The sequence below is a fragment of the Nocardia sp. N2S4-5 genome (assembly GCF_044628355.1).
Classification (GTDB): Bacteria; Actinomycetota; Actinomycetes; order Mycobacteriales; family Mycobacteriaceae; genus Nocardia; species Nocardia wallacei_B.
Genome location: NZ_JBIUPM010000001.1, coordinates 1,812,917 through 1,825,157, shown reverse-complemented (window position 1 = coordinate 1,825,157; position 12,241 = coordinate 1,812,917). Strand labels below are relative to the sequence as shown.

Genomic DNA, 12,241 nt, shown 5'->3' with positions numbered 1-12,241 from the left:
ACACCTGTACGGACTATAGTTCGATAACTGGTTCGGGTACAAGAACGCGTTGCAGGAGGAATGGATATGGCCGAGGAGCAACTGCTGGCCGGGATGGGTGCCGTGGTCGTGGGCGGGGGGAGCGGTATCGGTCTGGCGGTAGCCGAGACGCTGGCCGCGCACGGGGCGGGCGTGGTGGTCAACTCGCGGTCCGCGGCGGCCGTCGACCGGGCCGCCGACGCGATCCGGCGGGCGGGTGGCCGGGCGCTGCCGCTGGCCGGCTCGGCCGCCGACGAGATCGTCGCGGAACGCCTCGTCGAGACGTGTGCCGACGCGTACGGCGCGATCGACATCCTGGTGAACTGCGCCGCCGTCCCCGAACCGCCGCGCTCGTCGATTCTCGATGTGCGCCACGAGGATTGGCGGACCCTGCTGGATTCGCATCTGGTGACGGTCTTCAACACCTGCCGCGCCGCGGCGCCCCGCATGGCCGCGCGGGGCTCGGGCTCGATCGTCAACACGGGTTCGTTCGCCTACCTCGGCGACTACGGCGGCACCGGATATCCGGCGGGCAAGGGCGCGGTGACCAGCCTGACCCTCGCCGTCGCCGCGGATCTGAAGGAGCACGGCGTGCGGGCCAACGTCGTGTGCCCGGGCGCGAAGACGCGGTTGTCGACCGGGGTCGACTACGAGGCGCACATCCGGGACCTGCATCGGCGGGGCCTGCTGGACGAGGCGACCATGCGCGCCTCGCTGGACGCGCCGCCGCCGGAGTACGCCGCCGCGCTGTATCTCTACCTGGCCTCGGACGCGGCGGGGGCGGTCAACGGCGAGATATTCATCGCCGCAGGCGGTTTCGTCGGGCGCTTCGAGCGGCCGGCGATGACGCCGCTGGGCTACCGAGACCACGAGGGTCAGCCGCCGTGGACCGTCGCCGAGCTGGCCCGGATGGCCGAGCGGTGAGTTCGGACCGGCCATATCGGAAAGGACCGTTGTCGAGACATCGGTCCGGTGGTAGTTTCCAGACAGGTGTCCGGCCTTGTGTCTCGCGGAGAGGTGCCGATGAGTTTCGATATGAACCTGTTCCAGTTGCCGGGGTGGTCCCGATGACGGCGTCGTCGGTGGAACCGCTGCTGTTCGATCCGTACGACTACGGCTTCCACGACGACCCGTACCCGGTCTACCGGCGGCTGCGAACCGAATCGCCGCTGTACCACAACCCGGAGCTCGGCTTCTGGGCGTTGTCGCGGCACGCCGACGTGACCTCCGCGTTCCGCGACAGCACGCGGCTGTCGAGCGCGAACGGGGTGTCGCTGGATCCGGCGGCGTGGGGACCGCACGCGCACAAGACGATGTCGTTCCTGGCGATGGACGATCCGCGGCATCTGCGCATGCGCCAGTTGGTGTTCAAGGGTTTCACCCCGCGCCGGGTCACCGAGATGACCGGGCGGATCGAGGAATTGACCGTCCAGCACCTGGAACCGGCGCTGGCGAGCGGCAGCTTCGACTGGATCGAGGAGGTCGCGGGCAAGCTCCCGATGGACGTCATCTCGGAGCTGATGGGCGTGCCCGAGACCGACCGTGCCGAGATCCGGCGGCTCGCGGATCTGGTGGTGCATCGCGAGGACGGCGTCCTCGACGTGCCCGCCGCCGCCATCGACGCCTCGCTGCAACTGGTCGGCTACTACGCCGACATGGTCGCGCAACGCCGTAGCGCCCGCACCGAGGACCTGACCTCGGCGCTGGTCGATGCCGAGATCGACGGGGACAAACTCTCCGACGACGAGATCATCGGCTTCATGTTCCTGATGGTGGTGGCGGGCAACGAGACCACGACCAAACTGCTCGGCAACGCGCTGTACTGGGCGGGCCGCTTCCCCGACCAGTTCGCGAAGGTGCGCGCCGACCACGATCTGGTCGGGGCCTGGGTGGAGGAGACGCTGCGTTACGACACCTCGAGCCAGATGGTGGCCCGGTCGGCGTCGGCCGACATCGAATTCGAGCACGGCCTGGTCCCCGCGGGCGCCAAGGTGCTGTTGCTGATCGGCTCGGCGAATCGTGACGCGGCCGTGTTCGACGACGGCGACGTCTACGACATCGAGCGACCGGACAAGGGCAAGCTGGTCAGCTTCGGCAGCGGCGTGCACTTCTGCCTGGGCGCGCACCTGGCACGGCTGGAGGCCGGAATCGCGTTGCGCGCCTTCGTCGATCGCGTCCGCGACTACCGCGTCGACGAGAGCGGCATCGAGCGCGTGCACTCCACCAACGTGCGGGGCTTCGCCACACTCCCCATCACCGTGGAGGTTTCGCCATGACGATACGGATCGAGGTGGATCTCGACCTGTGCCAGGGCCACGCCGTGTGCCAGGCCGAGTCCCCGGAGATCTTCTCCGTGCCCAAGCACGGCAAGGCGCAGCTGTTGCGTGCGCCGGACGACCGTGACCGCGCCGACGTGGAGAACGCCGTGCGGTACTGCCCGACCCAAGCGCTGTCGGTCGTCGAGGACGACCGGACCCCGGAAAACGAAGGATCGTGACCCATGGCCGCATTCGCACGCGACGAGCTCGACGAGATGGTTCGCCGCTGGGAGGACGAGAACAAGCGATGTGAGGAGCTGGGCGACTGGCGTCCGCTCGCGGAGATGTACACCGAGGACGCCACCTACGGCTGGAACTACGGGCCGACACAGGAATTCATGGCGGTCGGGCGCGCGGAGATCCGGGACCTCGCCCTCGGTCAGGAGATGGACGGCCTCGAGGGGTGGACGTACCCGTACCAGGAATTCGTGATCGACGACCGCAGCGGCACGGTGATCGGGTTCTGGAAGCAGATCAACGAGAAGACCCGCGACGACGGCCGCCCCTACATGCCGGAGGGCATCGGCGGCAGCTGGTTCCGATACGGCGGCGACTTCCAATGGTCGTGGCAGCGCGACTTCTTCGACTTCGGCAACGTGTCGGCGCTGTTCATGGAGATGATCACCGCCAACGCGCTCTCGCCCGGCATGCAGAAGCGCATCGAGCGATCGGCGTCGGGACCGCTGCCGGGGTGGTATCGCATCGGCACCGCGCCGGCGCAGCTGTGGGACCGATGATGTCCAGCCGGTTCGCCGACCTCTCGCGCGAACAGCTCGCGGTGCTGGTGCCGGAGCTGCTGCTGTGCGGGCACCTCATCGACCGGTCGGGAATGGCGCATTCCATCGCGGCGTTCGGCCGGGATGGCATGGCGGAGATCGCGATCGAGGAATGGCAGCTCGCCAGCCCGGTGTACACGCGGCGGATGCGCGCGGCGCTGCGCATACCCGGCAACGGCGTCGAGACGATCTTCAAGGGATTGCAGCTGGACATCGGGGCGCCGCCGCAGTTCATGGATTTCCGGTTCCGGATCGACGACCACGACCACGGCGAGTTCTGGCTCGATCACTGCGGGGCGCTGGCGGACGTGGAGCCGATGGGCGAGGACTTCGTGGTGGCCATGTGCCACACCATCGAGGACCCGACCTTCGACGCGACGGCGCTGGCGACCAATCCGCACGCGCAGGTGCGCCCGATCCACCGTCCGCCGCGGCGCCCGGCGGACCGGCATCCGGTGTGCGCGTGGACGGTGATCATCGACGCGGCGCACGAGCCGCCGGCGGTGCCGGTGCACGCCCCGCTGGTGGAGAACTCGGCGGCCGCCCGCGTGGAACTCGACCCCATCGATCCGGACGACCCCGGCAACGCGGATTACGCGGGCCCGCTGCTGAGCGATATCCGCTTCGCCGACTTCTCGCGGTCGGCCCTGGTGCGGATGGCCGACGAGGTGTGCCTGCAGCAGCACCTGCTGACCCTCGGTTTCCTGATCGCCGTGCGGGAGCGCGGCGGCGCGGACCGGGCCCGCGAGATCGGGCGCAAGCAGTTCACCGGCATCGCCGGGCTCACCGCCGAGCGGATCCGCAAGGCGCTGGGCCTGGGCGACGACCTCGCCGCGCTGGTACAGGTGCTGCGCCTGCATCCGGCCTGGAACCCCGCGGCCTACGTCGGGCTGGAAATCTCCCCCGACGGCGACGGCGTGCTGCTGCGCTTGGACCGCACCGGCGGCGGCGTCACCGACGGCGCGTGGCCCGCGCTGGTCGAACCCGATCACCTCGAACCCGTCGACGCGATGATCCGCGGGGTGAACCCGCGGTTCCGGTCGCGGGTCCGCGCCGCCGACGACACCACCCTCACTATCGAGATCACCACCGCCGCAGAGCCTTTCAAGGAGGCCTCGGAGGTCGCCGTGACGCGCTTCAGTACCGGCGCCGACTTCGCCTTCGCCGACCGCGGCATCCCGCTGCCGCTGTCCGTCGTGTAAGCACCATCGAAAGAGCCGAACACCATGCCGAACAATTTCGCCGACCTGTTCGAGCACGCCGTCGACGCGATGCCCGACCGGGTCGCGCTGATCCAGGGTCCGCGCCGGCTCACCTTCGCGGAACTGGATGCTCGCGCCGGTCGGCTGGCGCGCTACCTCACCTCGATCGGGGCCGGCGCCGGAACACATGTCGGGTTCCAGATGCACAACTCCCTCGAGACGATGGAGACGCTGATCGCCTGCTTCAAGGTGCGGGCGGTCCCGATCAACATCAACTACCGCTACGGCGCGGAGGAGTTGCGCTACGTCTACGACAACGCCGATCTGGAGGTGCTGGTCCACCACCGCTGCTACTCGCCGGTGATCGAACAGGTGCGGCCGCTGGTGCCCGGACTGCGGCACGCCGTGGTCGCCGAGGACGGTCTGGGCTCCGGCGCCGAGAGTAGCTCCGTGCCGTATGAGCAAGCGCTGCAAGGCTTCTCGCCGGATCGCGAATCGATCGAGCGCAGCGCCGACGACCTGTTCATGATGTACACCGGTGGCACCACGGGCCTGCCCAAGGGCGTGATGTGGCGGCAGGAGGACATGTGGCGGGTGCTCGGCGGCGGCATCGACTTCTACACCGGTGAGCCGGTCGCCGACGAGTACCAGCAGTCCCGGGTGGGTGCGCAGAACCCGGCCATGACCTGGCTGGTGCTGCCGCCGCTGATCCACGCCTCCGCCATGATGCCCACCTTCAACGCGCTGTGGTCGGGCAACGCGACGATCTTCCTGGCCGCCTTCGACCCGGCCGAGGTGTGGCGGACGGTGGCTCGCGAACGTCCGCAGGTGCTGGTGCTGACCGGCGATGCCATGGCCCGGCCGCTGCTCGACGCGCTGCGTGCCGAGCCGGCGGACACCTCGTCGCTGATGGTCGTCGCCTCGGGCGCGGCGCTGCTGTCGCAGCCGGTGAAGAACGAACTGCTGGAGCTGTTTCCGCAGGCGCTGGTCTCGGACTCCATCGGATCCTCCGAAACCGGTTTCGGCGGTATGGGTTTCGCGCAGAAGGACGACGATCCCGCGCGCGGCCCGCGCGTGCAGGTCGGCCGCGGGGCGGTGGTCGTGGACGACGAGGCCCGGCCGGTGGCACCGGGCGGTGAAGGCTGGCTGGCCAAGACCGGCTCGGTCCCGATCGGCTACTACAAGGATCCGGCCAAGACCGACAAGCTGTTCCGCACCGTCGACGGCGCGCGGGTCGTGGTCACCGACGACCGCGCCCGGGTCGAGGACGACGGCTCGATCACCCTGATCGGCCGCGGCAACATGGTGATCAACACCGGCGGCGAGAAGGTCTTCGCCGAGGAGGTGGAGGCCGTGGTCAAGGCGCACGAGTCGATCTACGACGCCGTGGTGATCGGCGTGCCGCACGACCGCTGGGGCCATCAGGTCGCCGCCGTGGTCTCCGCGCATGCTCCGGACGCCGTCGACTTCGCCGCGCTGGAACGGCATGTGCGCGCCCATCTGGCCGGATACAAACTGCCCCGGCGTATCTGGGTGACCGATGTGGTCACCCGCACCCCCAGCGGAAAGCCCGACTACCGAGCGGCCAAGGCCTGCGCGGAATCCCGGGAACCGGACCATGTCGTCAGCGCTTCGCAGCGACGCGGACGCGAGGAGGAAAAGTGACAGCTCCGTCGATACCGAGCGGATTCGATTTCACCGACCCGGGACTGTGGGAAACCCGCAGTCCCGTAGCGGAATTCGCGGAACTGCGGCGCACCGCGCCGGTGTGGTGGAACGCCCAGACCCCCGAACAGGCCGCTCCGTTCGAGGACGGCGGGTACTGGGTGGTCAGCCGCCACGAGGACATCAAGGAGATCTCGCGCCGGGCGGACGTGTATTCCTCCGAGCAGAAGGGGTCGATCATCCGGCTGCCCGGCTTCGCGACCCCCGAGCAGCTGGCGGGCACGAGCGCGCTGCTGGTCAACATGGATCCGCCGAAGCACAGCAAGATCCGCCGCATCGTCTCCAAGGGCTTCACGCCGCGGGCGGTGGAGGGCCTGCGGGCGGCGCTGACCGCGCGCGCCGAACGAATCGTGCACGCCGCCAAGGCTTCCGGCGGCGGTGACTTCGTCGAGCAGGTGGCGTGCGAGCTGCCGCTGCAGGCGATCGCGGAACTGCTGGGCGTGCCGCAGGACGACCGGCACAAGCTGTTCGACTGGTCGAACCAGATGCTCAACTACGACGACCCGGAGTACGGCGACCCGGTGACCGCCTCCGCCGAGATCCTCGGCTACGCCTGGAACATGGCCGAGCGGCGGCGCGCGGAGCCCGCCGACGACATCGTCAGCCAACTGGTGAGCGCCGACATCGACGGCGAGGCACTGGGTTCCGACGAATTCGGGTTCTTCGTGATCCTGCTGTCCGTGGCGGGCAACGAGACCACCCGCAATGCCATCACCCACGGCATGAAGGCGTTCGTGGACCACCCCGAGCAGTGGGAGCTGTACCGGGAGCAGCGGCCGCGCACCGCCCCGGACGAGATCGTGCGCTGGGCGACACCGGTCACGGCATTCCAGCGCACCGCGACTCAGGACACCGAACTGGGCGGGCAGCGCATCCGCGCGGGGGAGCGGCTCGGATTGTTCTACAGCTCCGCCAATTTCGACGAGGACGCGTTCGACGCGCCGTTCACCTTCGACGTGCTGCGCGACCCCAATCCGCATCTGGGCTTCGGCGGCACCGGCGCGCACTTCTGCGTGGGCGCCAATCTGGCCCGGCTGGAGATCGACCTGATGTTCAATGCCATCGCCGACGCCATGCCGAACCTGCGGCAGGTCGCCGATCCGGTGCGGCTGCGGTCCGGCTGGATCAACGGCGTCAAGCATTGGCAGGTCGCCTACCACTGACCCACGGCATACGACGGGCGGGGATCCGGAATCCGGATCCCCGCCCGTTCGTGCTCTGCGCCGTTACTTGCGTTGCAGCCGTTCGTCGTACGCGCGGCGGGCATCCCGGTCGACCTCGTCGGTGAAGAGGCGATCGACGCCGAGCCGCCGCGCGAAGAACTCGCCGATCGGCCGCGGGGTGAGACCGTTGAACACCGCGAGCACCCCCGCCAGCCGGGTGACGGTGACCCGGCGGCGGGGACGGACGATCAGGCCGGCGACGGCGCGCGCCACGTCGCCGGGATCGGCGAGCAGGCCCATCGGCGCACGGGTCCCGGCGATCAGTTCGGTACGGGTGAACGTCGGCAGCACCGCCGAGAACCGCACGCCGCTGCCGCGGTGCTCCAGCCGCATGACATCGGTGAAGCCGAGGACGGCCTGTTTGCTGGCGCAGTAGGTCGCCATGCCCGGCGTCGGATTGGTCCCGGCCAGCGAGGCCACGGTGATGATGTGGCCGCGCCCGCGCTCCAGCATGCCGGGCAGCGCCAGCTTGGTGCCGAGCAGCACGCCGTACACGTTGATGTCGAGGATGCGCCGGGTGATGGCGTCCTGCTCCGCGGCGAATCGCCCCACCGGCATGATGCCCGCGTTGTTGACCAGCACATCGAGCGGCCCGGCGGCCGCCTGCGCGGCGTCGAGGAAGGCCCGGAACGACTGCGGATCGGTGACGTCCAGCGGCAGCGCCGCCGTGAGCGCGAGTTCGGCGCCCGTCGCCGCCGCCGCGTCCGCGTCGATATCGCCGATGACCACGCGCGCGCCGGCCTCCGCGAGGACACCGGCGATCGCCCGGCCGATGCCGCGCGCCCCGCCGGTGACGGCCACGGTCCGGCCCGCGAGACCGGCCCGCGCGGTCATCGCACCCGCCGCCGGAAGCGCACGGCGCACGGCTGCTGCAACTGCACGACCATCTTGGAGTGATCGTTGCGGTAGCTGTCGGACGGCTGCGCCATCTCGAACTCCCAGTCCCGCAGCAGGATCGAGAAGATCGCCTTGAGCTGCATGAGCGCGAACGCCGCGCCGACGCAGCGGTGCCGCCCGGCGCCGAACGGGATCCAGGTCCAGCGGTTGATCAGGTCGGCCTGGTTCGGATCGATGTAGCGACCCGGGTCGAACCGGTCGGGCTCCGGGAAATCCTCGGGGATGCGGTTGGAGACCGCGGGCGTGGCCGCCACGAGATCGCCCGGCGCGATGCGGTTTCCGCACACCTCGAACTCGTCGCGGGCCACCCGCATGAGGATGATCAGCGGCGGGTGCAGCCGCAGCACCTCCTTGAGCACCGCCTCCAGATGCGGAATCTGGCGCAGCGCATGGAAACTGACGTCCTTGCCGTCGGCGTAGAGTTCGTCGAGTTCGGTCACCACCCGCGCCAGCTGGTCGGGATGGCGGAGCAGTTCGATGACCGTCCAGGCCGCCGTGCCCGAGGTGGTGTGGTGCCCGGCGAACATCATCGAGATGAAGATGCCGGTGATCTCGCTGGCGGAGAAGCGCGGGTTGCCCTCCTCGTCGCGGATCGACACCAGCACGTCGAGCATGTCCCGATCGTCCTTGCCCTGCGGGGGATTGGCGATGCGGCCGTTCATGATTCCCTGCACCAGGTCGACCAGTTCGGCGCGCGCCTCGTCGCGGCGGCGGAAGCTGTCGATGGGAGCGTACGGGTCGACGTAGCACAGCGCGTCGGTGCCCTGTTCCAGTTCGTGGTACAGGTGGGCGAACCGCTCGTCGAGTTCGTCGCGGAACTTCACGCCGATCAGGCACGCCGAGGACGTGTAGATGGTCAGCTCGGCGAAGAACTCCAGCAGGTCGATCTCGCCGCTCTCACCCCAGCGCGCCAGCATCCGATCCACTTCGCGCGCAATGGTTTCCGCGTGCCCGCGCATGTGCTCGCCGCGCAGCGCCTGATTGTGCAGCATCTCCTTGCGGCGTTCGGGGCTGGCGTCGAACACCACGCCCTCGCCGAAGATCGGCTTCATGAACGGGTAGGCCGCACCCTGGTCGAGGTCCTCGTCGGCGGCCCGGAAGAAGAACTCGTTGGCCTCCGAGCCCGACAGCAGGATCACGTCCTTGTCGGCCAGGCGGAACGAGCCGACGTCGCCGCACTCCGCCCGCACCCGGCGCATCAGCGCGATCGGATCGGTGCGGAACTCCTCGAGATGCCCGTGTTCGTGTTCGCCCCCGGAGACCTGCCGCGGCTTCACCAACGTCATCGCCAATCCTCCCGATGATTCGATCCAGACAGTGACCTGGACATGTGTCTGGACGGTACTACGCCGAGGCGCGGCGAGCAAGGTCGGGGCGGTCAGTCGAACCATCCGCCCACCGCCGGAGCGGTGTTGTGCCAGATGTGTTTGGTCTCCCGGTACTCGGCCAGCCCGCCCGGCCCGAGTTCGCGGCCGGTGCCGGAACGGCCGAACCCGCCCCACTCCGCGGCCGGCGTGTAGCAACCGAAGTCGTTGAGCCACACCGTGCCGTGGCGCAGTGCGCGCACCACCCGTTCGCCGCGGGCCGGATCGGCGGTGCGGACGCCCGCCGCCAGGCCGTAGGCGGTGTCGTTGCCCAGGGCGATGGCCTCGGCCTCGGTGCCGAACCGCTCGACGGTGAGGATGGGCCCGAAGGTCTCCTCCTGGACGATCCGCATGCCGCGGTGGCAGTGGTCGAAAATGGTGGGCAGGTAATAACTTCCGGCCGCCAGCCGCGGATCGTCGGGCCGCTTGCCGCCGGTGATCAGCGTGGCGCCCTCGGCGATGCCGAGCGCGACGTAGGCCTCCACCTTCGCGCGGTGCTCCTCGGACACCAGCGGTCCGGTCCGGCTCGACGGGTCGGTGCCGGGCCCGACCCGGATGCGGGCGGCCCGGTCGGCGAGCGCCGCGACGAACTCGTCGGCGACGCGATCCTGCACGATCAGCCGGGTACCGGCCGAGCACACCTGTCCGGAGTGCAGGAAGACACCGGTCAGCACCGCGTCGACGGCGCTGTCGCGCTCGGCGTCGGCGAATACGAGATGCGGGTTCTTGCCGCCGAGTTCCAGCGCGACCCGGGTGAGGTGCGTGGCCGCCCGGCGGGCGATGTCGGCGCCGGTGGCGGCGCCGCCGGTGAAGGAGATCAGGTCGACGTCCGGACTGCCGGTGAGCGCGGCGCCCGCCACGGCCCCGGCGCCCTGCACCAGATTCACCACCCCGGGCGGGGCGCCCGCCCGGTCGATCAGCCGCACCAGCGCGATCGTGCTCAGCGGCGTCACCTCGCTCGGCTTGGCGACCACGGTGCAACCGGCCGCCAGCGCGGGCGCGATCTTCCACGACATCTGCAGCAGCGGATAGTTCCACGGGGCGATGAGCGCGCAGACTCCGACCGGCTCGTGCACGACGCGGCTGAGCACCGCCGGGTCGCCGGTGTCGACCAGCCGGTCGGCGTCGACCGCGACGAGATGGGCGTAGTACCGGAACACCGCGATCACGTCGTCGAGGTCGATGTGGCTCTCGCGCAGCGTCTTTCCGGTGTCGAGGGTCTCGATGCGGGCGATGTCGTCGCGGTGTGCCTCGAGCAGCTCGGCGATCCGCACCAGCAGCGCGGCCCGCTCCGCCACCGGGGTGGCGGGCCAGTCGCCCGCGTCGAAGGCGGCGCGCGCCGCGGCGATCGCGCGGGCCACGTCGTCCGGATCGGCCTCGTCGACGACGGCGATCACCTCGCCGTCGGCCGGGTTCCGGATCTCGCGGGCGCCGCCGCCGGACGCACGCACCCAGGTTCCGCCGAGGTGCAGGTGCGGTGCGCGGAGCAGTGGCTCGTCGGTGAGGATCATCGCACCACAGTGCCGCAATGGTCAGGCGCCCGGCGCGGTAGGCCTCCCGCGCGTCGGCCCGCCGGGTTTCGATCCGGGTGACCGTAATCCTGGCCCCCGGGTGGAGCGGATGGTTTCGTCGGATCGATTGTCAGGTTCGAGTGAAAGGTCCCCGGTATGTCCGTCGACATCGCAGCCGACGCCCGGACCACCGTGCGGGTGGTCAAGCTCGGTACTCACCTCGGCGCGCGGATCGAGGGGGTCCGGCTCGGCGGTGGCCTGGACGCGGACACCGTCGCCGCCCTCCGTGCGGCGCTCGCCGAGCACAAGGTGATCTTCTTCCGCGACCAGCACCACCTGACCGAGGACGGCCAGTACGAGTTCGCGCAGCTGCTGGGCACGCCGACGATCCCGCATCCGACGGTCCGGTCGGCGGGCGTGAAGAGCCTGGCCATCGACTCGCACCAAGGGCGTTCCAACAGCTGGCACACCGACGTCACCTTCGTCGACCGGGTGCCGAAGGCGTCGATCCTGCGCGCGGTCACGCTGCCGAGCTACGGCGGCTCCACCACCTGGGCCTCCACCGTCGCGGCGTACGACTCGCTGCCGGAACCGCTCAAACGGCTGGCCGAGAGCCTGCGCGCGCGGCACACCAACCGCTACGACTACGCCGCGACCGCCGAGGACAACCACCGGGGCGAGACCATCGAGGCCTACCGCGGCGAGTTCGAATCCACCTACTACGAGACCGAGCATCCTGTGGTCGAGGTGCACCCGGACACCGGCGAACGCGCGCTGCTGCTGGGCAATTTCGTGCAGCGGATCGTCGGCCTGCCGGGCAACGAATCGCATGCGTTGTTCCGGCTGTTCCAGGACCGGGTGGCCCGGCTCGAGCACACCACCCGCTGGGACTGGTCGCTCGGCGACGTCGCCATCTGGGACAACCGCGCCACCCAGCACTACGCCATCGACGACTACGACGGCGCCGAACACCGCAGGCTCACCCGCATCACCCTCGCCGGGGAGGTCCCGGTCGGCGTCGACGGCCGGCGCAGCACGGTGATCGCCGGAGACTCCGAGCACTACTCCGCCCCGGCCGCACGAGCCGCCTAGCCGCGCGGATATCCGGCCCGCCGCGCGTCGTCCGAAGCGGACCGCGCGGCGTCGATTACCCTGTGACGACTCGCATCCAGGGCTACGCACAGGCAGGACCGGCACATGGTCGGCT

General features: G+C 69.9%; 11 protein-coding genes. 8 read left to right on the top strand and 3 right to left on the bottom strand.

What is annotated here, in order from left to right:
• Window positions 1-66 precede the first annotated feature (66 nt).
• The 7 genes from ACFMRZ_RS07890 (at window position 67) to ACFMRZ_RS07860 (ending at window position 7,202) form a co-directional block, all read left to right on the top strand.
• Window positions 67-942, top strand: coding sequence for an SDR family NAD(P)-dependent oxidoreductase (locus ACFMRZ_RS07890; protein ID WP_400178519.1), 876 nt, complete (start codon window positions 67-69; stop codon window positions 940-942).
• A 143-nt stretch (window positions 943-1,085) separates the two neighbouring features.
• Window positions 1,086-2,294 carry a cytochrome P450 gene (locus ACFMRZ_RS07885; RefSeq protein WP_400178518.1) on the top strand — a complete coding sequence of 403 codons (1,209 nt, stop codon included), beginning with the start codon at window positions 1,086-1,088 and terminating at the stop codon, window positions 2,292-2,294.
• A 2-nt stretch (window positions 2,295-2,296) separates the two neighbouring features.
• On the top strand, window positions 2,297-2,515 hold the full coding sequence (locus ACFMRZ_RS07880; protein ID WP_280277175.1) for a ferredoxin: 219 nt from the start codon (window positions 2,297-2,299) through the stop codon (window positions 2,513-2,515).
• A gap of 3 nt (window positions 2,516-2,518) precedes the next feature.
• Window positions 2,519-3,073: a nuclear transport factor 2 family protein gene (locus tag ACFMRZ_RS07875; RefSeq protein WP_280277169.1), complete on the top strand. Its 555-nt coding sequence runs from the start codon at window positions 2,519-2,521 to the stop codon at window positions 3,071-3,073.
• Window positions 3,070-4,314, top strand: a complete 1,245-nt coding sequence (locus ACFMRZ_RS07870) for a hypothetical protein (RefSeq protein WP_400178517.1) — start codon at window positions 3,070-3,072, stop codon at window positions 4,312-4,314. Before ACFMRZ_RS07875 ends, ACFMRZ_RS07870 begins: the two co-directional genes overlap by 4 nt.
• 24 nt (window positions 4,315-4,338) lie before the next feature.
• Window positions 4,339-5,979, top strand: coding sequence for an acyl-CoA synthetase (locus ACFMRZ_RS07865; RefSeq protein ID WP_400178516.1), 1,641 nt, complete (start codon window positions 4,339-4,341; stop codon window positions 5,977-5,979).
• Window positions 5,976-7,202 carry a cytochrome P450 gene (locus ACFMRZ_RS07860; protein WP_280277166.1) on the top strand — a complete coding sequence of 409 codons (1,227 nt, stop codon included), beginning with the start codon at window positions 5,976-5,978 and terminating at the stop codon, window positions 7,200-7,202. The genes ACFMRZ_RS07865 and ACFMRZ_RS07860 overlap by 4 nt, the downstream gene beginning before the upstream one ends.
• Window positions 7,203-7,265: 63 nt before the next feature.
• Here ACFMRZ_RS07860 and ACFMRZ_RS07855 read toward each other — a convergent pair whose 3' ends face one another.
• From ACFMRZ_RS07855 to ACFMRZ_RS07845, 3 genes are all read right to left on the bottom strand, one after another.
• Window positions 7,266-8,096, bottom strand: coding sequence for an SDR family oxidoreductase (locus ACFMRZ_RS07855; protein ID WP_400178515.1), 831 nt, complete (start codon window positions 8,094-8,096; stop codon window positions 7,266-7,268).
• The gene (locus ACFMRZ_RS07850; RefSeq protein WP_280370073.1) at window positions 8,093-9,445 is read right to left on the bottom strand and encodes a cytochrome P450; all 1,353 of its coding nucleotides are present in this window, start codon (window positions 9,443-9,445) and stop codon (window positions 8,093-8,095) included. Before ACFMRZ_RS07850 ends, ACFMRZ_RS07855 begins: the two co-directional genes overlap by 4 nt.
• Before the next feature lie 92 nt (window positions 9,446-9,537).
• Entirely contained in the window at window positions 9,538-11,034 is a 1,497-nt protein-coding gene (locus tag ACFMRZ_RS07845; RefSeq protein WP_400178514.1) for an aldehyde dehydrogenase family protein, read from the bottom strand.
• 156 nt (window positions 11,035-11,190) lie between these two features.
• On the opposite strand from ACFMRZ_RS07845, the gene ACFMRZ_RS07840 reads away from it, so the two are divergent.
• Window positions 11,191-12,126 (top strand): TauD/TfdA dioxygenase family protein, encoded by a 936-nt coding sequence (locus tag ACFMRZ_RS07840; protein WP_400178513.1) that lies wholly within the window; start codon window positions 11,191-11,193, stop codon window positions 12,124-12,126.
• Window positions 12,127-12,241: the final 115 nt, after the last annotated feature.

What these genes read in the sequence shown, in the direction of transcription:
- ACFMRZ_RS07890 (WP_400178519.1), top strand. Translation starts at nt 67, where the DNA reads ATGGCCGAGGAGCAACTGCTGGCCGGGATGGGTGCCGTGGTCGTGGGC.
- ACFMRZ_RS07885 (WP_400178518.1), top strand. Translation starts at nt 1,086, where the DNA reads ATGACGGCGTCGTCGGTGGAACCGCTGCTGTTCGATCCGTACGACTAC.
- ACFMRZ_RS07875 (WP_280277169.1), top strand. Translation starts at nt 2,519, where the DNA reads ATGGCCGCATTCGCACGCGACGAGCTCGACGAGATGGTTCGCCGCTGG.
- ACFMRZ_RS07870 (WP_400178517.1), top strand. Translation starts at nt 3,070, where the DNA reads ATGATGTCCAGCCGGTTCGCCGACCTCTCGCGCGAACAGCTCGCGGTG.
- ACFMRZ_RS07865 (WP_400178516.1), top strand. Translation starts at nt 4,339, where the DNA reads ATGCCGAACAATTTCGCCGACCTGTTCGAGCACGCCGTCGACGCGATG.
- ACFMRZ_RS07855 (WP_400178515.1), bottom strand. Translation starts at nt 8,096, where the DNA reads ATGACCGCGCGGGCCGGTCTCGCGGGCCGGACCGTGGCCGTCACCGGC.
- ACFMRZ_RS07850 (WP_280370073.1), bottom strand. Translation starts at nt 9,445, where the DNA reads ATGACGTTGGTGAAGCCGCGGCAGGTCTCCGGGGGCGAACACGAACAC.
- ACFMRZ_RS07845 (WP_400178514.1), bottom strand. Translation starts at nt 11,034, where the DNA reads ATGATCCTCACCGACGAGCCACTGCTCCGCGCACCGCACCTGCACCTC.
- ACFMRZ_RS07840 (WP_400178513.1), top strand. Translation starts at nt 11,191, where the DNA reads ATGTCCGTCGACATCGCAGCCGACGCCCGGACCACCGTGCGGGTGGTC.